General features: G+C 58.3%; 22 protein-coding genes and 1 pseudogene. 8 read left to right on the forward strand and 15 right to left on the reverse strand.

What is annotated here, in order from left to right:
- Positions 1–52: 52 nt before the first annotated feature.
- The 8 genes from IDL90_RS03040 to IDL90_RS03075 all read right to left on the reverse strand — a co-directional run bounded on the left by IDL90_RS03040 (position 53) and on the right by IDL90_RS03075 (position 7,939).
- The gene (locus IDL90_RS03040; RefSeq protein WP_182141994.1) at positions 53–469 is read right to left on the reverse strand and encodes a hypothetical protein; all 417 of its coding nucleotides are present in this window, start codon (positions 467–469) and stop codon (positions 53–55) included.
- Complete coding sequence (locus tag IDL90_RS03045; protein ID WP_182141993.1) at positions 469–1,782, reverse strand: glycosyltransferase family 4 protein; 1,314 nt, start codon at positions 1,780–1,782, stop codon at positions 469–471. The genes IDL90_RS03040 and IDL90_RS03045 overlap by 1 nt, the downstream gene beginning before the upstream one ends.
- An 85-nt stretch (positions 1,783–1,867) precedes the next feature.
- Positions 1,868–2,533 (reverse strand): L-threonylcarbamoyladenylate synthase, encoded by a 666-nt coding sequence (locus IDL90_RS03050; RefSeq protein ID WP_187994324.1) that lies wholly within the window; start codon positions 2,531–2,533, stop codon positions 1,868–1,870.
- A gap of 16 nt (positions 2,534–2,549) precedes the next feature.
- Entirely contained in the window at positions 2,550–3,446 is an 897-nt protein-coding gene (locus IDL90_RS03055; protein ID WP_187994325.1) for a HemK/PrmC family methyltransferase, read from the reverse strand.
- Positions 3,447–3,457: 11 nt separating this feature from the next.
- Entirely contained in the window at positions 3,458–4,549 is a 1,092-nt protein-coding gene (prfA, locus tag IDL90_RS03060; RefSeq protein WP_182141990.1) for a peptide chain release factor 1, read from the reverse strand.
- 78 nt (positions 4,550–4,627) lie between these two features.
- On the reverse strand, positions 4,628–4,846 hold the full coding sequence (gene rpmE / locus IDL90_RS03065; RefSeq protein ID WP_182141989.1) for a 50S ribosomal protein L31: 219 nt from the start codon (positions 4,844–4,846) through the stop codon (positions 4,628–4,630).
- Positions 4,847–4,992: 146 nt separating this feature from the next.
- Complete coding sequence (rho, locus tag IDL90_RS03070; protein WP_182141988.1) at positions 4,993–6,792, reverse strand: transcription termination factor Rho; 1,800 nt, start codon at positions 6,790–6,792, stop codon at positions 4,993–4,995.
- Between the two features lie 214 nt (positions 6,793–7,006).
- Positions 7,007–7,939: a hypothetical protein gene (locus IDL90_RS03075; protein WP_182141987.1), complete on the reverse strand. Its 933-nt coding sequence runs from the start codon at positions 7,937–7,939 to the stop codon at positions 7,007–7,009.
- 58 nt (positions 7,940–7,997) lie between these two features.
- Here IDL90_RS03075 and IDL90_RS03080 point away from each other — a divergent pair, with 58 nt between their 5' ends.
- Positions 7,998–8,624: a hypothetical protein gene (locus tag IDL90_RS03080; protein WP_187994326.1), complete on the forward strand. Its 627-nt coding sequence runs from the start codon at positions 7,998–8,000 to the stop codon at positions 8,622–8,624.
- A 6-nt stretch (positions 8,625–8,630) separates the two neighbouring features.
- On the opposite strand, the gene argS is transcribed toward IDL90_RS03080, so the two are convergent.
- Positions 8,631–10,310 (reverse strand): arginine--tRNA ligase, encoded by a 1,680-nt coding sequence (gene argS, locus IDL90_RS03085; RefSeq protein WP_187994327.1) that lies wholly within the window; start codon positions 10,308–10,310, stop codon positions 8,631–8,633.
- 238 nt (positions 10,311–10,548) lie between these two features.
- On the opposite strand from argS, the gene IDL90_RS03090 reads away from it, so the two are divergent.
- A complete protein-coding gene (locus IDL90_RS03090; RefSeq protein WP_187994328.1) occupies positions 10,549–10,824 on the forward strand; it encodes a hypothetical protein in 276 nt (91 codons plus the stop codon).
- Here IDL90_RS03090 and IDL90_RS03095 read toward each other — a convergent pair.
- From IDL90_RS03095 to IDL90_RS03105, 3 genes are all read right to left on the reverse strand, one after another.
- Positions 10,821–11,123 (reverse strand): helix-turn-helix domain-containing protein, encoded by a 303-nt coding sequence (locus IDL90_RS03095; protein WP_223175164.1) that lies wholly within the window; start codon positions 11,121–11,123, stop codon positions 10,821–10,823. The genes IDL90_RS03090 and IDL90_RS03095 overlap by 4 nt on opposite strands.
- A gap of 169 nt (positions 11,124–11,292) precedes the next feature.
- Positions 11,293–12,243, reverse strand: a complete 951-nt coding sequence (locus IDL90_RS03100; protein ID WP_187994329.1) for a Gfo/Idh/MocA family protein — start codon at positions 12,241–12,243, stop codon at positions 11,293–11,295.
- Between the two features lie 12 nt (positions 12,244–12,255).
- Positions 12,256–12,696 (reverse strand): CBS domain-containing protein, encoded by a 441-nt coding sequence (locus IDL90_RS03105; protein WP_220458770.1) that lies wholly within the window; start codon positions 12,694–12,696, stop codon positions 12,256–12,258.
- Positions 12,697–12,939: 243 nt separating this feature from the next.
- On the opposite strand from IDL90_RS03105, the gene IDL90_RS11805 reads away from it, so the two are divergent.
- On the forward strand, positions 12,940–13,242 hold the full coding sequence (locus IDL90_RS11805; protein ID WP_398401755.1) for a GNAT family N-acetyltransferase: 303 nt from the start codon (positions 12,940–12,942) through the stop codon (positions 13,240–13,242).
- Positions 13,243–13,290: 48 nt separating this feature from the next.
- Here IDL90_RS11805 and IDL90_RS03110 read toward each other — a convergent pair.
- Positions 13,291–14,487: pseudogene (locus IDL90_RS03110) on the reverse strand (glycoside hydrolase family 1 protein); the annotation flags it as partial.
- 103 nt (positions 14,488–14,590) lie between these two features.
- Between IDL90_RS03110 and IDL90_RS03115 the strand changes: the two are divergent.
- The 3 genes from IDL90_RS03115 (at position 14,591) to IDL90_RS03125 (ending at position 16,832) form a co-directional block, all read left to right on the forward strand.
- The gene (locus IDL90_RS03115; protein WP_187994330.1) at positions 14,591–15,196 is read left to right on the forward strand and encodes a TetR/AcrR family transcriptional regulator; all 606 of its coding nucleotides are present in this window, start codon (positions 14,591–14,593) and stop codon (positions 15,194–15,196) included.
- The gene (locus IDL90_RS03120) at positions 15,193–16,215 is read left to right on the forward strand and encodes a glycoside hydrolase family 5 protein (RefSeq protein ID WP_187994331.1); all 1,023 of its coding nucleotides are present in this window, start codon (positions 15,193–15,195) and stop codon (positions 16,213–16,215) included. Before IDL90_RS03115 ends, IDL90_RS03120 begins: the two co-directional genes overlap by 4 nt.
- A 95-nt stretch (positions 16,216–16,310) precedes the next feature.
- Positions 16,311–16,832, forward strand: a complete 522-nt coding sequence (locus tag IDL90_RS03125) for a hypothetical protein (protein WP_316930290.1) — start codon at positions 16,311–16,313, stop codon at positions 16,830–16,832.
- Between the two features lie 41 nt (positions 16,833–16,873).
- Here IDL90_RS03125 and IDL90_RS03130 read toward each other — a convergent pair whose 3' ends face one another.
- On the reverse strand, positions 16,874–18,388 hold the full coding sequence (locus tag IDL90_RS03130) for an MFS transporter (RefSeq protein ID WP_187994332.1): 1,515 nt from the start codon (positions 18,386–18,388) through the stop codon (positions 16,874–16,876).
- 211 nt (positions 18,389–18,599) lie between these two features.
- Between IDL90_RS03130 and IDL90_RS03135 the strand changes: the two genes are divergently transcribed.
- On the forward strand, positions 18,600–19,733 hold the full coding sequence (locus IDL90_RS03135) for a pyridoxal-phosphate dependent enzyme (RefSeq protein WP_187994333.1): 1,134 nt from the start codon (positions 18,600–18,602) through the stop codon (positions 19,731–19,733).
- A gap of 52 nt (positions 19,734–19,785) precedes the next feature.
- A complete protein-coding gene (locus IDL90_RS03140) occupies positions 19,786–20,778 on the forward strand; it encodes a BCCT family transporter (RefSeq protein WP_182141976.1) in 993 nt (330 codons plus the stop codon).
- A 35-nt stretch (positions 20,779–20,813) separates the two neighbouring features.
- Here IDL90_RS03140 and IDL90_RS03145 read toward each other — a convergent pair whose 3' ends face one another.
- On the reverse strand, positions 20,814–22,211 hold the full coding sequence (locus IDL90_RS03145) for a dicarboxylate/amino acid:cation symporter (RefSeq protein WP_187994334.1): 1,398 nt from the start codon (positions 22,209–22,211) through the stop codon (positions 20,814–20,816).
- Positions 22,212–22,255: the final 44 nt, after the last annotated feature.

Consider the following 22,255-nt stretch of genomic DNA (forward strand, 5'->3'; position numbering starts at 1 on the left):
GAGAAATCCTCATCACTCCGGACAGCGACGTGGTGAGCCGGACGATCATGGACTAGTCCGCAATCTCCGACGGAACTGTCTTCTTCTTTTCTGGCACGAACGCCAGCACTTGCACAGCGGACGTGAGCGCAATTCCTGAAATGAGCAGTGTTGCGACCACACCAAGGTTGAACATTTCAAGTTGCTTTGCCATCACCAGAAGTCCCAGAGTGAGGACGATCTTTATCATGTAGTCAAGGGCAATCCACGCAACTGAAGGATCATCAGATTCAAGCGTCTTAGATGTTGTAAACCACGACACCACCAGCATCACAGCTCCCCCACCGACGCCTGCCACCACGGAGGGCCACAGCGTACCGGAAAGAAAGAGGACAATCGCAAGTCCCAAAAGTACGAGGACGCCGCTCCCGATGAGCATCCCCGTCCTCAACCTCTTCAGGCCGCGACGCGCGGCAAGCGAGTTGACCATCAGTCATCTTCCTTGTCTACTAATTCGGCGTGAACCGGACGAAAACGCCCAGATTGCTTTGCCTCGGCGCCCTCCTGAGAACTGCTGCCCTCAGGGTCCTGCTTGTGGTGGCTAAGGGGCGACCACATATGGTCCAGATTCGGCCTCGAAATAACGGTCTGACCATCGTCGACTGCGACACGGCCCCCGGGGACACCCGTCCCCCGAGAGCGTCGCCGTGATGAACCCGCAGCCGAGGGGAACTGGAAGAGTGTCGCTAAAACTATCAGGACTGCCGCGGGAAGCGCCCACGCAAGAACTATGAGTGGCGGCATTAGTAAGAACGACACCGCAACCACGCAGGCCCAAGTCGTCCACGCATACATGATCAAGACGACCCCGCGGTGCGAATGACCATGGAGAAGCAGACGATCGTGGAGGTGCGTGCGGTCTGCCGTCATCGGACTTCTCCCGTGCGCCATACGCAGCACCGGCGTAATGACCAGATCTGCAAGTGGAATAAGTAGGACTGCCAGGGGGAGGATGACTGGAATCCACGGGGTGATCACGGACTGTTCGGTGAGCAGTGCCGGATTTGCCTGTCCGGTGACTATCAGAGTCGCCGATCCAAGCAACAATCCCAAGACCATTGCGCCAGAGTCACCCATGAAGATAGACGCCGGATGGAAATTGAACCAGAGGAACCCTATGCATGCCCCGGCCAGGGCGACGGTAACCACCGCGGCGGCTGTGGCATACGACGTTGCCCCCATAAGTCTTGTGAGGATGTATGAGTATGCGAAAAATGACAGTGAGCCGATTGCGATGACACCGGATGCCAAACCATCAAGCCCATCCACGAAATTCACGGCATTGATGATTGCGACCAAGATCAGTGTTGACACAAGCACAGAGAGCCAAGCAGATCCAACTGTGACACCAAAAATGGGGACACTGAGAAGTTGCACGCCACCCATTGCCATCCCCCCGGAGATGAGGATCTGCCCTGTTAGTTTGGTGAGCCAATCCAGCTCCCACACGTCATCAACCGCCCCCAAGAGTGCTATGGCGACCGTCCCCAAGGCAACCGACCACAGGGTAGGTGAGGACTCATATATTGGGCGCAGATAGGGAATCGCATACCCGAGTGCCAGCGCTGCTAAGACACCACCCGTCATGGCGATACCGCCAAGGCGTGGGATGGGATGTGCGTGGACGTCCCGAGCGCGCAAAGGCGTGAGGATGTTTAAACTTAGAGCCATGCGACGGACAATCGGCGTCAGCACCATCGTCACCGCCAGCGCGGTCAAGAGCACAAGCATGTATACGCGCACTCGACCCCCTGACTCTAACTATCTCTGCCCAGCCTACGCGGTGGGTCCCGCACAGTCCGGGACACTTCTGACCCGACGCTACGGACTACTTTGACTCTAGTAGGTCTTCAATCTGCTTTGCGGTCACGCCCCCGGCGCGGATTACTCGCGGCGCTGATCTGGAACAGTCGACAATCGTCGAGGGTCTGCCCAGCGGTGACGCGCCTCCGTCAATGTAGACGCTCACTTCATCGCCGAAGTACTCGCGGGCCTCATCCAAGGTTTGGGCAGCTGGCATGCCGGTTCTGTTTGCTGAGGTAACTGCCAGGGGCCCCGTTACACGCAGTGCCGAAATCGCAAGGTCGGAGCCCGGCATCCGCACGGCAATGGTGCCATTGACGGACTCAGTATCCCAACCAAATTGGGCCTTACTCGGGGCAATTATCGTCAGTGGCCCAGGCCAAAACTCCCTGGCTAGTTGCTCAACCGTGTCCCGCTGCTCCAGAGAAGTGAAATCAAGAAGCGAAAGAAGCTCCTCACATAACCCACCCAGAACAGGTGGTGGCATTGTTTGATCACGCCCTTTGGCGCCAAGCAGGCGACCAACAGCAGAATGCGAGAACGGATCGGCACCGATGCCGTAGACCGTGTCCGTTGGCAAGACAACCAGCTCACCCTTTGTGACAGCGCGCAGGAGTCGAATCTGGCTATCTTCTTCCAACCACTTCTCATCCCCGGAAGGAAACTCCAAGGTATCTCTGTACACCGCCATCAAAGCCTCCGTTTCACTACTTTACTGCTCTCAAGAAGCGTGGTCTGCCCGTGAGGTCGTCGACTGTTTCCGCACTGTAAAAACCGACATTGACAGCATGCCCGACAAGGGCTGCCCCCTGGTCTTCACCATGTTCCATCAACAGTGTTCCGTGCTTCCGAAGGAGTTCATACGCACGGGTGACGATGCCTCTTGGTGTCACCAATCCGTCCTCTCCCCCACCGAAGAGCGCGATCTCTGGGTCTGCTAGGGCCTCCGGTTGCGTTGGTGCATCTACGATACCCACGTAGGGCGGGTTGGAAACAACAAGGTCAAGAGTCTCTTCACTCCCTGCCAAAGCCCCTGTGGCATCCTCCATGCATATGCGCACCCTCGATCCGGCGGCAAACTGGCCCACTCGACGTGTGTTTGTCTCTAGGTAGCGGCCGGCCGCTGGGCTGATCTCAACCATTGTTACCTGGGTGTCAGACCTTTCGGTGGCCAAAGCCAACCCAATTGCTCCGGAACCAGCACAGAGGTCCGCAACCACGGCGCTTCCTGGTTCCAACGTAGCAAGTGCTAAGTCGACAAGCGTCTCTGTCTCCGGCCTCGTAACAAAAACCCCGGGACCCGCTTTGAGGGTTAGGTAACGGAAAGTCATCTCTCCCGTGATGTGCTGAAAGGGCACTCGGGACCTGCGTTGGGAGATCGCGCTACGGTACTTCTCGGCTGCTCGTATTCCAGCGTGCGTTCGGACACCCAGTGGTTCGCCGAGAGCCCATTCCAGCAGCCACCGAGCTTCAACCTGGGGTATTCCTACACGCTCAAGTTCTCCCCGACCCCAGCGCAACAGCATCTCGACGGGGACGCTGGCGCTTTCGCGAGAATACCCGCGGCTCACCAGGAACTGCTCCTGCTCTTCGCCGGACTGCATCAGCGCAGTGACTACTGTCCGGCGGCTTCTAGTCGAGCCTCTTCATCGGCAGCAATGGCCGACTGAATGACATCGTCAAGGTTGCCTTCCAGGACCTGATCAAGGTTGTAGGCCTTGAATCCCGTCCTGTGGTCCGCGATACGGTTCTCCGGGAAGTTGTAGGTGCGGATCCTCTCAGACCTGTCAACTGTCCGTACCTGGCTGAGGCGCTTCTCAGAAGCTTCCGCTTCTCTCTGGGCACGCGCCTCCGCAATCAGTCGGGTCCGTAGCACTCGCATCGCTGCGTCCTTGTTCTGCAGCTGCGACTTCTCGTTCTGCATGGAGACGACAATCCCCGTTGGCATATGAGTGATCCTCACGGCCGAGTCCGTCGTGTTGACAGACTGTCCTCCCGGACCTGAAGAACGGTAGACGTCAATGCGCAGGTCATTCGGGTCGATTTCAACAGTATCGTCAACCTCAACCTCGGGCATCACCATCACGCCGGCGGCCGAAGTGTGGATACGACCCTGTGATTCCGTAACGGGGACACGTTGCACACGATGTACCCCGCCCTCGTACTTCAGGTGGGTCCACACCCCTTCTTCCGGTGTTGGGTTGCCCTTTGCACGGACGGCGATTGTCACTTCTTTGAGGCCGCCAAGACCCGTGTGAGTCGTCGACAGCTCCGTAACAGTCCAGCCCTTGTTGTCGGCATAGCGGGTGTACATCCGCGCGAGGTCGGCCGCGAACAGTGCGGATTCGTCCCCACCTTCACCTGCCTTAATCTCAAGAATGACGTCACATGCGTCGTCGGGATCACGTGGAGCGAGGACGGAAACCAGCTCTTTCAGCGCTTCCTCGCGTCGCTGAGAGATCTCTTCAACTTCGGCAGCGAACTCCGGGTCCTCGGCAGCCAGTTCCTGCGCCGCGGCAAGGTCACCGTCAACCTCGGCAAGCGTGTGCGCCAACTTAACGATCCGTCCCAGCTCCGCGTAGCGGCGACCCACCTTACGTGCACGGGCTTGGTTTGAGTGCAGTGTGGGATCTGCCAACTGCTTTTCGAGATCTTCGTATTCTGCGATGAGGGGGGCGACGGCTTCGAGACTGGCGTGCGTAGACACAGGATGCTCCGTAAGTTTGAAGGAAATAGGGTATGAGTGAGCGCCGACGAAATGAATCGCCGGCGCTCTTCACATCCGCTACTTCTTGTCGGCCTTCTTGCCGTAACGTGCTTCGAAGCGGGCAACACGCCCACCGGAGTCCAGAATCTTCTGTTTGCCCGTGTAGAACGGGTGGCACTCTGAACACACATCGACACGCATGGTGCCGTCGGCCACTGTGGAGTGGGTAACGAACTCGTTACCACAGGTGCATGTCACCGTGGTCTCCACGTAATTGGGATGAATACCCTGCTTCATGATGTCTCCTCAAGGATCAGTGCCCCGGGTCTGAAACCGCCCCTAGCGGGCAGATACCAGTGAACCGGAACCAGTAGGTAAGTCTGTCACTCTGAGCCGTCCAGGTCTAGCGGGCGCACCCGTGAGATCTGGCACGGCTCCTGTCATTAGTCGCCTGACGTGGTGCGGGAAGCCATCATCAGGAACTCCGCGTTCGACGAAGTCTCTTTTAGCTTGCCCAGCACTGTTTCCAGTGCCTGTGCTTGGTCGAGGCTCCCCAGCGCACGACGTAGTTTCCACATAATTGCCAGTTCTTCGGGCTTTAGGAGCAGCTCTTCACGCCTTGTCCCTGAAGCATTGATGTCGATGGCCGGGAAGATACGCCGGTCTGCGAGGCTACGGGAGAGGCGCAGTTCCATATTGCCCGTTCCCTTGAACTCTTCGAAGATGACTTCATCCATCTTGGAGCCGGTTTCAACCAGAGCTGAGGCGATAATGGTGAGCGACCCACCCTCACGTAGATTACGTGCAGCACCGAAGAACTTCTTCGGTGGGTACAGCGCTGCTGCATCAACACCACCGGACAGGATACGTCCCGACGCTGGGGCAGCAAGGTTGTAGGCACGTGACAGGCGGGTAATGGAGTCAAGGAGAACCACGACATCTTGGCCGAGTTCAACGAGGCGCTTGGCACGCTCGATTGCCAGCTCTGCGACCGTGGTGTGATCTGATGCTGGACGGTCAAAGGTAGAGGCAATGACCTCACCTTTGACGATAGATCGCATATCGGTCACTTCTTCAGGTCGCTCATCCACCAGCACCACCATCAGGTGGACCTGGGGGTTGTTGATTTCGATGGCCTTCGCCATCTGCTGGATGATCATCGTCTTACCCGCTTTAGGGGGCGAGACAATAAGTCCACGTTGGCCCTTGCCCACGGGGGCGACCAGATCGATCATCCTGGAGGTCAACGCCTTGGGAGTGGTCTCCATTCGTAGCTGTTCGCGCGGGTATTCGGGCGTCAACTTGGCGAACTCCCGCCGCTCCAGCGCCTGCTCAATCGTCATGCCATTGACTGAGTCGACACGCACGAGGGCGTTGTGCTTCTGTTGATTGCGCCCGCCACGATCGCCGTCACGAGCAGGTCGCACAGCACCGACGACAGCATCACCGCCGCGTAGACCCCAACGGCGGGCATTCCCCAACGTCACGTAAACATCATTGTTTCCCGGCAGGTAACCGGAGGTACGCACGAATGCGTGATTTGACTGAATATCGACGATTCCAGCAATGGGAATCAGCTGTGAATCATCGACTGGTTCACTGTCGGCCCCACGTGTTTGACCTTGTGTCTGCCCACCACGCTGGCCCACTTCGCGAGTCGTACTGTCGCGATTCGGGTTGCGATCCCGTCCCCGCCTACGGGAGTTCCGGTCGCGTCTGTTGCGGTTCCTATTGGGTTCCCCGCCCTCGGGCAACGCAATCTCATCTAGCGCAACCGCGCCCTGGTCACGCTGGCTGGTGGAGCCCTGCTCACGGTTGGAAGAAGAGTCCTGCTTGTCAGTGCCTCTGTTGCCTCCCGAAGTGTCCCTGCGTTCACCGTCACGGCCCTGCGCGCCGCGCCTTGAACGAACACGATCAAGATCTTCGGCAACTGCAGCACGCACGTCCACGGAAGCAGCCTCTGGCTGCCCCTCACGGGTCTCTGCAACCTTCTCTTGACGGCGCTCTCCCTTGGCGTTGGAGTCGTCAGAACCTTGCTTCTTGGCATCCGCATTAGCACGTCGAGGCGGCCGCGTGGCCTGCTTCTCCGAAGTGCTACGCGAGGGCTGGGAGAGTGCCTCTACCAGATCCGCTTTGCGCATGCGCGAAGTACCTTTGAGGCCTTGCTGAGCGGCGAGGCTCTGAAGCTCTGCAAGCTTCATTTTTCCGAGCGAAGCAACGCTTGCGTCCGATTTACTTTCCATAAGGGAAGAGGATTCCTAACTGTGGGTACCGGCGGGCTCACGCACATTCTTTTTGTGGTGAGATCTGCGGTGGCGAGGCACGAAAGCCTAAGAACAAAGAGAGCTGCGGTTCCCAGTTGGGAGCCACGTTGCGCGCCTGCTAGTTAATAGTACTCATATCTTCAGGACTTTCATCCCCGAAGCGCAAGAAAAACTACTCTACGTGCGGGGGAAATCACACGTCGAGAGTCAGCCCCTCAGTGCTCACACCGAGGTCGATAACTGCCCAACCTGAGTGCTGTGCAGACTTGACCACGTCCGCACCCAGGTCCCAGAGACACACAACCGCGGGCCCACTTCCAGAGAGGAAAGCCGCGTTACCCCTCTCCCTCAGCCATCGTATTAGGGCGACAGAGGCTGGGGAGAAGGAGGCACGATGATCCTCCAGAACGTCATCGACAGTCGCACGAACAAGCCTGTCACGCCACAGTTGATCATCACTGGTTACGGCAGGATCTGCGATTAGTGGCACCAGGGCAGCGGAGCGCCCAGAGTTCGCGGCATAGCGTGGAAATGAGACACCTCGCGGCAGCAGGCCTGGATCCAACGTTTCCTGGTCCGTGAAGCCGGGCACAAGTGCAACAGGTTGAACCGCCTCTCCCACCGGGAGCGGAAGGAAGGAGCCGCCCATAATCCTCAGGACAAGTGGCGCATCCAAGACGGCTCTGGCACGCACCTCGTTTCCCCCGAGCTTACAGACCAGATCAACGAGAACGTCCTCGTTCAACGCTTGCGGCTTTCCCAGAATCGTCCACGCGCCGTACACACCCGCGAGGAGTTCAGCCTCAACATCCCCCAGTCCAACGGAAGTGGGAATAGCCCGTCGATAGGTGAGGTGGACCCCGACCTGTGGTGCACCAACCAGATCAAGGACACCACGAATTGCTGTGATTGTTGGGTGCTTCTCAACTTCGGATGCGCTGAGCCAATGCTCTGGGGACCCCCCGGGAGTTCGGTCGATGACTCGGACCTGAGTGCCACCAGCGACCGCGCGGATTGTTACCTCATCGGAGAGTGCACACGCCATTGCAAGGCAGTCGTGGGTCGGACCGAAATCGACTGTCGTAGCGGGCACCCTGACTTTGACACGGTCTTCCTTAATCCTCATCGCTACTCCAGGCCCCTAACTTCCTCCACCACACTCAAGTTTGCACTACGGTGATGACATGCACACAGGCGACACGGACTTTGAGTTTGAACGTCGCTTCTTGGTGACATCGTTACCCCACCACCTCCTTGAGGACAACTCGCCTGACATAATCGTCCAGACCTACTTCCTAGCAAAAGATGGCTACGGACTTCGCGTCAGGCTACAAGCCACCCAGCCAACTGCCGCCCTGCCTCTGGACATAGATGGCAAGGCCGCGTTGCATCGCTTCGCAGATGAGTTTGATCTCTGCATGCTAACTGTCAAGGGCCCAAATATAGGAGGGACCCGCTACGAAGCCGAACGCCCCATTGATATAGGTGTTGGTGTGGCAATGTGTGCCCGCGGTGGGACGACGCTGGCCAAACGCCGCTATGGCGTGTGGCTTGGGGCCGACGGGTGGGTGATCGACGAGTTTTGCGGTGAGAACCGCCCCCTGGTCGTTGCGGAGTGCGAACGGACCTCTCCCGTTGTCGACCTTGAAATCCCCTCATTTGCCACCGCGGAGATCACCGGGGATTCACGCTTTTCAAATGATGAACTGGTCAACAGTCCCTACTCCGTATGGATGAAGTCCTACCTAGCTCAGCTCTCCAACCAAAGCTCACGTTTCGAGACCGGGTTTGGGAAGAACAGCTACCTATAGCACCCCTCACATACGGTCCGGCGCACTCACCCCAAGCAACCCCAAACCATTCTCTAGCACCTGAGACACCGCCTCATTGAGCCACAGTCTCGCGACATGCGCGTCATTGACTTCCTCACCGGCCCGGGGTGTGACGCGGCACTGTGAGTACCAGGCGTGATACGTCGAGGCCAATGATTCGAGATAGCGTGCAACTCTGTGCGCCTCACGCATTGCCGCAGCCTGCGCGACAATCGCTGGGAACTGAGCCAACACGCCCAAGAGGTCGGTGTCTGCTGCGTGATTCAGAAGCTCCGGGTGGAAACCCGACTCCATAACGACCCCGTGTTCACCAGCGTTCCGCGCCACCGAACGCGTTCGAGCGTGCGCGTATTGAACGTAGTAGACAGGGTTGTCGTTCGTGTTCTTTGTCAACAGGTCAAGGTCGATCACCAGTTTGGTGTCCGCTGAGACACGAACCATCGCGTAGCGCGCAGCGTCTACGCCCACGGCCTCGACTAAGTCTTCTTGCGTCACCACATTGCCGGCTCGTTTCGACATGCGCACCTGTTCACCATCTTTCACCAGGTCAACAAGCTGGCCGATGATGATCTGCATGTTCTCATCGGGGGTATCCCCAAAGGCAGCGCAGACAGCCATCATTCTGCCGATGTACCCGTGATGGTCGGCACCGAGAAGGTAGATGGCCGTGTCCGCTCCTCGCTGGCGCTTGTCAAGGTAGTAGGCAACGTCTCCTGACAGGTAGGCAGGCTCACCGTTGGATTTGATGAGAACCCGGTCCTTGTCATCTCCGAAGTCGCTTGAGCGCAACCACAGCGCACCCTCGGCTTCATAGAGCACGCCGCGATCACGCAGCGCCTCCAGAGCTCGATCAACCGCGCCAGACTCGTGTAGGGAGTCCTCGTGAAAGTAAACATCGAAGGAAACCCGGAAGTCTTCAAGCGCACTCTTTATCTCTGCGAACATGATTTCCACACCCTCGCGCCGGAATACCTCTAGCGCCTCTTCGTCCGGGAGGGAAACTGGATCAGGCTCTCCAGCCTTGACCTGCGCTTCACGAACACGGTCGGCAATCTCTTCGATGTAGAGACCCCCGTAACCATCCTCAGGGGGTTCGACTCCGCGGGCACGCGCCAGGAGTGAGTTAGAGAAGCGATCGATTTGGGTTCCGTGGTCGTTGAAGTAGTACTCACGCACCACTTCGGCCCCCGACACCTCCAGTAGGCGGGCTAGTGCATCCCCAACCGCCGCCCACCGAGCTCCACCCAAATGCACGGGCCCTGTTGGGTTTGCTGAGACGAACTCCAGATTGATTTTCTGGCCCTCAAGTGTTGCGTTCGACCCGTATTTCGCACCTTCTGAAACGATCGTCCGCACCAGTTCCCCCGCCGATGCGGCATCCAAACGGAAGTTGAGGAAGCCGGGTCCAGCAATTTCGACGGCGGCGATGCCAGGCTCGGCCGCCAGGGTGTTGCTAAGGATCTGCGCGAGATCCCTGGGCGACATTCCCATCTGCTTTGCAAGCTGCATTGCCACATTCGTTGACCAATCCCCGTGGTCACGCGACCGAGGACGCTCAACAACGATCGACTTGGGGATATCGTCCTCGGACAAGGCCGAGGATTCGTCTGCAGCAAGACTGGTTAGGGCACCGTGCAAGAGTCGGCTGAGTTCTTCTGGAGTCATGGGCCCAGATTAGTCGCTATTGACCTAAACCTGATATTCGCCCCTGCGAGGGACAGTGAGATGTCCACAGTTCACAAAATCCGGAGCTTTCCCCATTTGCGCGCTAGACGACTAGCGACGCCATCGCTTGGACTACAGACTGGCTAATAGTCGAGAAAGTGGTGAAGAGATGGAAACAAGTGATTGTCCCTCATGGTGCGTCGGCAATCATGAGACGTTAGCGTCTGCCCAAGAACAAATGTATGATCCCAACTTCTCCGACTACGTGCATGCGACCGAACCCACCCCGATCCCCGTGGTAAGTATGGTCCGCCACCGTGACGGAACCGCAATCATCGGCGGTGAAGTATTTGACGTTGTTCTGTTCCAGTACCAGTTCCATGGAAATCAGGGCGACGCCCAACTTGCCACAGAAGAATGGGTCTTTGTCGGGAGCGATGACACTGCCTTCACCGTTACACGTGAAAGCGCTGGGCGTATCTACCGGCTACTAGGAAGCGTCCTCGCAAACTAGAGAAAAGAGTCTTCGCCCGCAATGGACTCGAGTTCGGGAAGTTCCCTGGCGGGCAGAAGTTCTTCAAGCGAAACATCCAGTGAGTTAGCGATTGCCACAAGCGTCAGCAAAGTCGGATTCGCAGGAGCGTTCTTGTTACTCAGACCCTTCTCAATCCGCTGAAAGGTGTACTTGGCCAGACCAGAAGCAAAAGCAACTCGTTCCTGCGACATACTCCGCATCTCACGAATCTCTTTGATCAAATCCCCAAGTTCGCGGACGTACTCGGCCCACTCCTCGGTGTTGCCTCTCTTAGACACACCTAACCCCTTTGCTCAGACGGGGCGCGGGGCCCACTCCTCAAATGTGGTCATATGAATGTGATCACCAACCGCACTGAACCTACCACGCGAAACATGACACCATACTCCGTCCGATCTGCATTTATATATGCGGTCAGGCGCATTATGTTTCGTGTATGGTGCGCGGTTACCGAAGGTGTTCATCCATTATCTGCCGAGCTCGAATCGTGATGTCACGCCAACGGGGATCCACTTGGCCAGCCTGAACTTGACTCACGAAGTCAAGCAGCTCGAAGTGCATGTTCGCCATTGGTGCGGCATCCGGGTCACAAGAGAGCACCTGGGCTTCACCGTCGCGCGGCAGCCATTCAATCAGCGAAGGCTGACCCAGATTGTCAATGGTCAGCGCACCTTTCTCACCGATGATTGTCGAGGGCGTAACCCCTGAAACGATCTTCGAATAAACAACGTCTACCACCATGGCCCCGTAGTCCAATTGAATGGATCCCAAAGCCTCAAAACCATTCTCAAGTCGCACCGAAGTTCCCCTGTGCGTCAGGGGTGAACCAAACCAGTCCAGTGCGGGCTCGAGGCAGTACACTCCGATATCCGCTACCGCACTGTTACCTAAGGCTGGATTGAAGGCGTTCAGCACCTCTCCTGCCCGGTGGCGGTCATATCGGGACGAATACTGCAGGTTCTCAAGGTGTGCGTACCTCAGTGTCCCAAGGCGTCCAAGCGCGTTTCTTACCACCTCATGGGCGGGAGCGTGCAGATTTCGTGTGGCCTCCATTGCCACAACACCCGCCATGTCTGCCGCAGCAAAGAGATCCCTCGTCCCCTCAACACTCTCCGTCATCGTTTTTTCGACGAGGACGTGCCGCCCTCGCTCAATCGCCGCCAGCGCCTGCGGGAGGTGCACATTCGTTGGGCTCGCAATATAGACCGCATCTACAGCATCGATAATCGCGCCCAAGTTGTCGTAATACAGAGGGAGGTTGTGGCGACGCGCAAAGTCCTCACCACGCTTCAAGTCCCTAGAGAACACTGCAGTTGGAAGGACTGCCCCACCGGTGTTCTCTGCGGCCGCAACAAACCACGAACTGACAAAGTTCGTTCCGATAATTCCGAACTTCATGCCGACAGCGAGCTACTCTGGCGTCCCCTGCAAAGCGCCGCGCCCGTGAACGTAGCCGACAAGGTGGTCACGTTCCGCCTCCAGCTCATCCAGTCTTGCCTTGACGATGTCACCGATCGAGACGATACCCACCAGATCCCCGTCCTCCACAACGGGAAGGTGGCGAAAACGCTGTTTGGTCATGATTTCAGCCAAATCACGCGCCTCATCTTCTGGAGAGCAAGTAATAACCGTGGTTGTCATGATCGCCGACAGGGGATCCTCAAGTGTGAGTGCACCCCGCGCAAATCGAACCACGTCACGTTCTGAGACGATGCCCGCAAGAGAGCCTTGATCAACGACGACCACGGCGCCGATCCGTCGCTCTTGCAGTACGTCAACCAGATCGCGAATCGTAGTGGACGGTGGTAGCGAGACGACCTCACTACCCTTTGTTTTTATGATGTCTATCACGCGCATAGATTGAAAGTATCACGGCCACGCCCAATAATTAACCCCGGTCCACCGCACGGACCATGGCAAAGTAGTGCCATGGAGATTGAACTCTACGACGACCAGCGCAGACGACAGTTTGAAGACATGTTCGTCAACTACTTCACCCTGGACTTCCATGCCCCTTTCTCGGAGGCGATGATCCGCAGCGACATCGTGCCGAAGTACGTCGATCTATCCGTGCGCGGCATAGCCCCCTTACTCATGGCCTTCGAGGACGGGGAGCCGATCGGATTCATCAACTTCCAGATCGATTCCGAAGCCTCCAACTGGAATGAAAGGCCCGGCTGGGGGATGATTCGCGAACTCCACGTCGCGCAGGCGTGGAGAAGGCGTGGAGTTGGGTCCGTCCTCGCCGACATCGCCACGCGGGTGATGAAGGAATCGGGCGCAACCCGCGCCTACCTCACAACGGAGGACACCTTCGATTTCTGGGAGGCACTGGGTTGGGAAAAAACCGATGAGATGGCTCCCAACGGCGGAATCGTCATGGAGAAGACGCTTTAGGAGCGAGGTCGCAAGCGCGCTACTTCCGCGAGCCAGTCGGGCGAGGTATGCCGTGCGCTGGGCGTCGTGGACCTTCCCATCCTCTCCGACCTCGTCCGCAAAACTTGCCCCGTTCTCGGTGATGTAGATCGGGGGCAGCCTGTCGCCATACCTCTCATGAACCTCCTTGAGAGCCACCGCGAAGAACTCAGGAGCAACTGGCCAGCCGAAGCCGGTCGTTGGGTACTCGGGGAAGGCTTCGAGGCGGAAGGGCAGTGCCGCCATTGCCTCGGCCTCCCCATCCGGGCTTGTTCCTGAACCGCTACCCGCGGCCACGCGGGTTGGCATGTAGTAGTTGAGGCCGTAGAAGTCTAGCGGGGTGGAGATGATTTCCAAGTCCCCTGCGGGAACATCGGTAAGGACATCGAGGATTCCACCCAGGTAGTCCGGCACCTCCGGGTAGTGGCCAAGCAACACCGGATCTGCAAAGACGCGGTTGTGCACAATGTCGAACAGTTGCGCCATTGCAGCATCTTCCGAACTGTCGCTGGCGGGCACGACTGGCGTGTGGACATTGGTGATACCGATCTGCCCTGGCACCCCAGCCGCCCGAAGGGCCTGGGCCGCCAAGCCGTGGCCGAGAAGTTGGTTGTGCACAGTTGGTAGCGAATCAAACAGCAGCGGGACCCCCGGCGCGTGAATGCCGAGGGCGTAACCGTTCAGTGTGACAGTAGCGGGCTCATTGATGGTTATCCACCCGTCAACTCGGTCTGCGAAGCGCTGCGCAACTAGTCCCGCGAAGTCGCCCAGTCGCTTCGCTGTGTCTCGGCTTAGCCACCCGCCCTCGTACTGAACGGGAATATCCCAGTGGGACAGTGTTACAAACGGGGATATCCCCGCCTGGCAGAGCTCATCGAGAAGGCGATCGTAGAAGTCGACTCCCCCGGCATCAAGCGGGCCTGTGCCTTCTGGCTGAAGGCGAGTCCAACCCAGGGAGAGTCTGTATGCATCAGTCCCGAGCTCTTTCATGGCCCGGACGTCCTCCTCATAGCGGTAATAGTGGTCTGCCGTGACCGCCGTTGTGGATCCGTCAAGAATTCGTCCCGGCTCCGCGGCAAATCTGTCCCACACGCTGGGGGTGCGGCGCCCAATCCGTGTGGCGCCTTCAACCTGCGCCGAAGCGGTTGCGGTCCCGAGTATGAACGAGGGCGGAAGGGCCTGCGCTGTAACCAGGGGATCCCTGTGGACAGGGGTGTCGTTGTGCATTTTTGTCTCCGCTGCGAGAACCTACAAGCAAGAGTGGGACGCTCGTCCCACTTCCGTGTAGTGTATGGGTAAGTTCGTCGGGCAGCAAGGCTGAGGAGGAGAGATGGCAAGAATCCCTGTGGAGGAACGTCGTGAGGCCCTCATAGACGCAGCGTTCCGGGTCATCGGCGAACAGGGGCTCAGCCGCGCGTCAACACGCGCGATTGTTGCTGAGGCTGGAATGTCTCTGGCAAGTTTCCACTACGCTTTCGAGTCCCGCGATCAACTCCTAGAGCTGCTGATCACGGAGGTCCTGGCGAGTGAACAGAGAGCGATTCTGCCCGCAAACCTGAAGGGGAAATCACTCACCGCGCTGCTTACGGAAGGACTGCAAGGATACCTGAACCACTTGAGAGCCGACCCGGGTCGGGAACAGGCGATGCTGGAACTGACCCAGTATGCCCTGCGCTCCGCGCTCCCATTGGCCGAGGGCCAGTATGTCCAGTACACCCGTTTTGCCTTGGAATCCCTGGAGCTGGCGGCCGAGCAAACCGATTCCGAGTGGACTGTGCCTACCTCGGTGGTAGCGCGCCTACTGGTCGCTCTCACCGACGGGTTCACTATTTCATGGCTGATTGACCGAGATGACGCGCACGCGCGTGCCTCAGTTGAGGCGGCGGCGATAGCCATCGCCAGCCTCGCAAAAAGTAAGAGAAGGAGACAGCAATGAAGCTGCGTACTGACGGGCAGCTACTTCGCGATGACGCGGGACGCCACAGGGTCTTCCACGGCATCAACCTGGTGGCGAAGGGAACTGCACTCTCGGAAGGAAGCTTCGTCGATCGTGGCTTCAAGGGTTCCTGGGATGAGGCGGACATCGCTGACCTAGCATCCCGCGGCTTCACCCTGATTCGGCTGGGCATCATCTGGGCTGCAATCGAACCTCAGCCCGGGGAGTACGACAGTGATTACCTCGACTGGGTGAAATCCCAGCTTGACCTGATTGCCGCAGCCGGGATGTGTGCGGTGCTGGATGCCCACCAAGACCTCTACTCTCAAAGCTACAGTGATGGCGCACCACCGTGGGCTACCCTCACGTCCCATGAGTTCGCCGCAACGGACCTGTGGAGTGATGCCTACCTGGCGAGCCCTGCGGTCCACGAAGCACTGGATAACTTTTGGGCTAATACGGCTGGGCCCGGTGGGGTTGGCCTGCAGGATCGCTTCGCTGCAATGTGGGCGCACGTGGCGCAGCGACTGGGGAAGCACCCGGCGGTGGCCGGCTACGACCTCCTTAATGAGCCAACACCGGGAAGCGCAGCGCCTGAGATTTTTGCCAACCTCATTGGCGCCTTCGCCGCCGCAACAGGACAGGATCCTCAAGCATTGGCGGCCGACTTCTCTGATCCACAGGCAAAGTTCAGCCAACTTGACCATTTGAATGACGAGGACGTTCACCGGCAGATCGGCGATTCTCTCCATCCCCTAGTCGCGGCATTTGAGACGGAACTAGTGGCACCACTGATGGCTCGAGTCGTATCTGCGGTACGCCAGGTCGACCCACACACATTAATTTTGCGAGAGCACAACTATTTTGCCAACCTGGGCATCCCGTCGGGTCAGCCACCACTTGAGGACAGCAACTGGGCGTACTCCCCCCCCCCCCCACAGAGGAGTGCTGATCAGCGCGAAGACCCCGGCTTTGCCACCATAGCACTAAGTGGGTCAAGCGCCCCAGTTCTAACTTAGAATGGAGAAGCCCCCGATCGAGAGGTCAATGGCTATGCAGAAGATTGCCAAACCCAGACCGCTTCCCCTCCGGCATGGCCGCCCTCGGCTAAGAAATCCACGCCCGCGGTCTGAAGTTCGGGCTCTACGCCAGTCCGGGCCGCAAGACTTGCGCGAGGATCTACGACCGCTATCCGGGCGACCACCTCGGATCGCTGGGCCATGAACAGACTGATGCTGACACCATGGCGGAATGGGGCGTCGACTATCTGAAATATGACTGGTGTCGGGCTAACAGGGCGGGCAACGATTTGCGCACCATGACGGAGGAAACCCGGGGAGTGCTCACAGACCCCGCACTGCTATCCATCGCGATGGATCCCGCGGGTCAACAGGGGCAGCGAACGGGCCGGGTCGGCAACCTGGAGTTCTGGCGCCGCGACCTGACTCACGGCTTCGCCCTCGGCATCCTCAATCGCGGACGGACAGGTGCGCGACTCAATGAAGACCTACTTCGGGAGCGGATTGGTAACCGCATCGCCCTCGATGTCACGACGGGGACGCAGGCCCTCGACGTCGAACTTGACCCCCACGAAATGCGCATCTGGGCCATCTCCGACTCTCGCGCCGCAGGGTAGCCACACCTCGGAGGAACACCTACCAGGGAGGACCTGCAAGATCACGCGTACAAATCTGGTTCTACGGTGAGCGGCAAAGCCTGTCCGACCTCGTGAACCACCTCAAGATTCTTCCCTGTCGTATCAATCCGGAAGCGACTGGTCACTGCTGCTCCGGCTAATGAGCACACCATCAACCCGATCAGGATAGGTGTCTGTCCGAACCCATCTAGCAGAGTTGGAAAGAGAAACGCCGTGATGGCAGCACCCGCCTTCCCAGACGCTGCGGCGAACCCTGCTCCGGTACCACGCACCGATGTCGGGAATACCTCCCCCGCAATCAGGTAAGTCTGTGCGTTTGGCCCAGCATTGGTCATGAACTGAAAGGTAATAAACCCGGCGAAGATAAGTACGGTCTGCATCGTTGCACTTGGGACAACGGCCGACGCGGCAGCAATTCCAAGCCCTGCTGCACAGCCAACAAAACCCACGATCTGCATGCGAATCGACCCGAATCGGTCAACAAAATGAATCGCGACCAAAATCCCAACGACTAGGAACAGATCAATCATCACGGCACCCTGCGCTCCTACCAGACTGTCGCGGACAACACCCGACACCGAATCTTGCGCATCTGCGGCCTCGGCAAATGGGTCACTAAGCGCGGTGGCAATGATGACGGGTGTGAAGATACCGATTCCGTAGGTAGATAGATCCTGAAGGAACCAAGGCGCCGAAGCAAGAATCGTCGCCCGTAGCGACCCATCATGTCGGAACAGGTCAGCGTAGCTCTCCGATACTCGTTGACTGGCTGGGAGGGCATCCAGCCGCACGCCTGCCGACTTCTCACCCCGGACTTGAAGGATGCGGGCGAGTGCGTCCTCGGCCTCCGTAACCCGCCCCCTTGTCAGGAGCCAATGCGGACTCTGAGGAGTGAAGAACCTTCCCACAGTCACGAGGGCTGCGGGAAGAACCACCAGACCAAACATGACCCGCCAACTCGAAACGCTAGCGTTCGGCATGCTCAGCACAACCACCGCCAGCGTGGCCCCTGCCACCGCACCGACAGCCTGGAACGCAAAAGCGCCGAGGACGGTGCGTGACCTAGAGGATGTCGGCATTGTTTCAGACAACATGAGGTGAGCGGTGGGATAGTCACACCCCAGCGCCATACCCATGCCCAGGAGACACGCGAGTAGCACCGGAAGACTTGGGCTGATCGTGAAGCCCGCTAGAAAAACGGTGAAGAGGACCATCTCAGCGATGAACATCTTTCTCCGTCCAAGTTCATCGGAAAGATGACCGAGGAATAGGGCTCCAAGGAGGATCCCCACCAGACTCGTGGCGGTTACCAGTCCGGCCTCGGCCGAACTTAGGGCGAAGTCTTCGGTGATGAGCGGCAGGGCCATCCCGATCATGAAGATGACCAGCCCCTCAAACAGCTTTCCCGCGCTGGCGAGGAAGAAAATCAATCTTTGGATGGGCGTCTTCGCCGAACGACCTCGACCCGCCTGTGGACGTGGTGGCTCATCAAGGTACTGCTGCACAGTGAGGATGGACGCGGCTTGCTGGCCCACGGGTTACCCTTCTCGAGACTAGTCGACACATTCCACGACTGATGCTCTCAAGCAGGGGTCGCCGGATGGCACTTCCACGCTATCCCTCTGACACGATCGATGCCACCTCCTCGGGTGGACTATGCGTCACCATCTTCGGTCATCTGAGGTCGCGCTCCGTAATCAGGCTGCGACACCGCAGCCTGTGCGAGCCTGAATCTAGAATGAAGTCGTGGAGAAATACGCCGATCCCGTAGACGGTAGCGAGTACAGTCTGGCTGAGCCTCGGTGGCGCTCCGACGCCGGAAGGCCCTTGTGGATCGATCCTGGTCCTGGAATCACACGTAGCGACATTGACACTTGCATTAGCTCGCTGTGGCGTTACCACTGGGCACTTCCCGTCGAGATCCACACTCCCATTTCCTTGGGTGAGGGCCGAACTCCACTAATCGAAGCAGATTGGGAAAGTCGCAGTCGCGTCTTACTCAAGCTGGACTTCTTGAACCCTTCAGGGAGCTTCAAGGACCGCGGAACATCCGTCCTTTTCTCATATCTGCGCCAGAAAGGCATAACATCCGTCCTTGAGGACAGCTCAGGAAATGGAGGCTCCTCTGCAGCGGCCTACGGAGCCGCTGGGGGCCTGGACGTCAAGGTCTTCGCCCCCGCCTCAACATCGCCCTCGAAAATCTCCCAGGTCAAGGCATACGGGGCGAAGGTAGAACTAGTTCCCGGGCCGCGGTCTGCTTCTCAAGATGAAGCGATCCGACAGTCCGAGCGAAAGGGCTTCTACGCCAGCCATAACTGGCAGCCGTTCTTCCTCCAAGGAACCAAGACTTTGGCGTATGAAATTTGGGAAGACCTCGGGTTCCACGTTCCCGACAACGTCATTGTTCCAGTCGGTGGGGGCAGTTCCCTGCTGGGATGCTGGCTCGGCTTCCAGGAACTTGTCAACTCCAGCCAAATCGCTTCGATGCCACGCCTGTTCGCTGCGCAACCACTGAACTGCTCGCCAGTTGACGCCAGGTTCGTGTCCGGCACCGATAAGCCCGTGGACCGGCCCGTACGCCCCACGATTGCCGAGGGCACCTCTATTTCCCGCCCTCTTCGACTGGAGCAAATGATCGCTGCGCTTCGCAAAACCAGGGGAGGAAGTGTCGCCGTCACTGAGTCGAACATCGTCCGCGCGCTGGGATCTCTCTGCGATCGCGGCCTCTTCGTGGAGCCGACCAGTGCTGTCGCAGCCGCAGCATTCTCACTACTCCTTGCTGAGGGCCGCATCACGCCGGGTGAGAAGACCGTTGTTCTACTGACCGGATCCGGCCTCAAGTCCACGCAAACGATAGTGGACCTCCTGGGCAGGAGCTAACGGGGCGCACGCTTGCAGTTGGAGCACCTCCCGTCGCACCGCCGTCGCCGTGATGCTAGCCTCGCCAAGGTCAAAAGAAGGTAAGAGCCCAAAACTAGAGCTCCCAGCCAAGCGGAACATCCCTGCATACGACTGGCTGCTTACGAACATGGGATGGTTCTACATCCTTGGAGTCACCGCATTCCTGGTCTTCCTGATCATCATCGGCGTGGTGTGCGGCTTGGCCACAATATCCGTCGCCCTCGGAATGGGCAGGGGCATCAAAGTTCTCTCCACCATCAACATTTGGGCTGCGGTTCGCCTGTTGGTGTTCGTTCTGCTTGCAGGCTCCACGCTCTACACGTTGAAGGGAACGATCGAATCGTTTGGCGTTTACTTGGCGAGCCTTCCCCAACTGGCATTCTGGAACGATACCTTCGCGGATACCGGCTGGCAGAATTCTTGGACCGTCTTCTACTGGGCGTGGACCATCACCTGGTCCCCATTCGTCGGTATTTTTATCGCGCGCATTTCCAAGGGAAGGACCATCCGTCAGTTCGTAACCGGCGTGCTCGTCGTCCCCGCAACATTTTCCATCCTCTGGTTCGGGATCTTCGGCATGGAAGCAATCAACATTGAAATGAACGGCGGAGGCGGGCTGGTTGACAGGGTTGTTGGTGACAACGACATTCCCGGTGCACTTTTCGCATTCTTAGAACACTTCCCCCTTGCTGGCTTCGTATCAGCATTCTCTATCGCTCTGGTTGCCCCATTCTTCGTGATTGGGTTCTTCCAGATGTACGCCCTTTACCGCGCATTGCGCGAGGACGCTTCGGAACTGCCCCCGCTACGCACCCGTCGGTGGAAGAAAGTGCTTCCACCTGAGGAAGCAGAGCGACGCGCGGGCGATGACGCCGAGTATGAGTCTCAATACCCGGAGGAAGAGATCGTCATTGACCCGCAAATTGATGAGGAAGCACCCGAGTTCAAAGACCCCTATGTCAATGGGGATGAGGACGAGCTTGACACAAGCGGGTGGCCAACCCAGCCCGTAATATCGAGCTAAGTTGGCCACCCGAATCGTGGAGGCGGACTGACGGACTAGCGAACGCCAACTACCTCTTTTGTGATTCCTTCACTCTGATCATCGGAGAGCAAGTCCGCACTGTTTGTGGAGGAGTATTTCTGCAAGTCCAGAATCCCCTCCCGCTTCGCCACAACCGTTGGAACCAGTGCTTGACCAGCAACGTTCACCGCAGTGCGTCCCATGTCTAAAATGGGGTCGATTGCGAGCAGCAGGCCAACACCTTCCAGGGGTAGGCCCAGCGTCGACAGGGTTAGCGTCAGCATGACCGTCGCGCCCGTCATTCCGGCAGTCGCAGCGGAGCCAACGACTGCAACGAAAACGATCAGCAGGTAGTCCGAAAAGCCCAGGGGAACACCGAAGAACTGGGCCACGAAAATCGCCGAAATTGCCGGGTAGATCGCAGCGCAACCATCCATCTTGGTTGTCGCGCCGAGCGGCACAGCAAACGACGCGTATGCGGCAGGTACGCCCAGGTTACGTTGGGTGACGGCCTCCGTAACGGGCAGCGTACCGATGGAAGATCGCGAGACGAAGCCAAGCTGGATCGCTGGCCACGCACCGCGGAAATAGCTGCGAACCGACAGGCGGTTGAAAAGAAGGATCGCCGGGTAGACGACAAGTAAAACCAGGGCCAATCCGATGTAGATGGCGAGGGCGTAAGTGCCCAGCGAACCAACGGATGACCAACCGTAGGAGGCGATCGCATTTCCGATCAGACCCACGGTGCCGATCGGCGCCAACCGGATGATCCACCATAGGGCCTTCTGAATCACTTTCAGCGCGGACGCGGTGAAGTCAAGGAATGGCTGCGCCTTGGCGCCAACGCGCAACGCGGCGATGCCGACCACGATCGCGATGATCAAGATCTGCAGAACGTTGAAGCCGACGTTCGATGACGCGCCGGTGACGAGTCCGCCCTCGTCCGTGGCAAGCCGGGTAAAAACCTCAAGACCCAGGAAGTTGGATGGAATCAGGCCGTTGAGGAAGTCAAGCCAAGACCCGGTACGGGACGGGTCCGCTACCGCATCGGCGGAGACTGTGGTATTCAGGCCGGGTTTCATTATGAGACCGAGGGCGATACCAATAACAACGCTGATCAGGGCGGTAATAGCGAACCAAATCAGCGTCTTGGCGGCAAGTCGTGCTCCGTTGGCGATGCCGCGTAGATTCGCGATCGAGGCAACTATCGCGGTGAAAACCAGTGGTGGGACAACAGCGCGCAAGAGTGTTACAAACGATGAGCCAATGGTGGAGAGTGTGACAACCAGCCAGTTGTCACTGCCGTCAGCGGGCGGCCCGATTGTCAGGGCTAACCAGCCCAGGAGTACGCCCAAGATCAGACCGATGATGACCTGGACGGAAAATGATGGCCACTTGAATCGTTTTTTCGTGGCGGTGGGTGCAGAAGACACAGTTCTGTCCTTTGTTAGTGGATGAGGTTTGCCGAGCACAAACC

This window comes from Schaalia sp. JY-X159 (assembly GCF_014525425.1).
Taxonomy (GTDB): domain Bacteria; phylum Actinomycetota; class Actinomycetes; order Actinomycetales; family Actinomycetaceae; genus Scrofimicrobium.

What these genes read in the sequence shown, in the direction of transcription:
- IDL90_RS03040 (WP_182141994.1), bottom strand. Translation starts at nt 469, where the DNA reads ATGGTCAACTCGCTTGCCGCGCGTCGCGGCCTGAAGAGGTTGAGGACG.
- IDL90_RS03050 (WP_187994324.1), bottom strand. Translation starts at nt 2,533, where the DNA reads ATGGCGGTGTACAGAGATACCTTGGAGTTTCCTTCCGGGGATGAGAAG.
- IDL90_RS03055 (WP_187994325.1), bottom strand. Translation starts at nt 3,446, where the DNA reads ATGCAGTCCGGCGAAGAGCAGGAGCAGTTCCTGGTGAGCCGCGGGTAT.
- rpmE (WP_182141989.1), bottom strand. Translation starts at nt 4,846, where the DNA reads ATGAAGCAGGGTATTCATCCCAATTACGTGGAGACCACGGTGACATGC.
- rho (WP_182141988.1), bottom strand. Translation starts at nt 6,792, where the DNA reads ATGGAAAGTAAATCGGACGCAAGCGTTGCTTCGCTCGGAAAAATGAAG.
- IDL90_RS03075 (WP_182141987.1), bottom strand. Translation starts at nt 7,939, where the DNA reads ATGAGGATTAAGGAAGACCGTGTCAAAGTCAGGGTGCCCGCTACGACA.
- IDL90_RS03080 (WP_187994326.1), top strand. Translation starts at nt 7,998, where the DNA reads ATGCACACAGGCGACACGGACTTTGAGTTTGAACGTCGCTTCTTGGTG.
- argS (WP_187994327.1), bottom strand. Translation starts at nt 10,310, where the DNA reads ATGACTCCAGAAGAACTCAGCCGACTCTTGCACGGTGCCCTAACCAGT.
- IDL90_RS03090 (WP_187994328.1), top strand. Translation starts at nt 10,549, where the DNA reads ATGTATGATCCCAACTTCTCCGACTACGTGCATGCGACCGAACCCACC.
- IDL90_RS03100 (WP_187994329.1), bottom strand. Translation starts at nt 12,243, where the DNA reads ATGAAGTTCGGAATTATCGGAACGAACTTTGTCAGTTCGTGGTTTGTT.
- IDL90_RS11805 (WP_398401755.1), top strand. Translation starts at nt 12,940, where the DNA reads ATGGCCTTCGAGGACGGGGAGCCGATCGGATTCATCAACTTCCAGATC.
- IDL90_RS03115 (WP_187994330.1), top strand. Translation starts at nt 14,591, where the DNA reads ATGGCAAGAATCCCTGTGGAGGAACGTCGTGAGGCCCTCATAGACGCA.
- IDL90_RS03120 (WP_187994331.1), top strand. Translation starts at nt 15,193, where the DNA reads ATGAAGCTGCGTACTGACGGGCAGCTACTTCGCGATGACGCGGGACGC.
- IDL90_RS03140 (WP_182141976.1), top strand. Translation starts at nt 19,786, where the DNA reads ATGCTAGCCTCGCCAAGGTCAAAAGAAGGTAAGAGCCCAAAACTAGAG.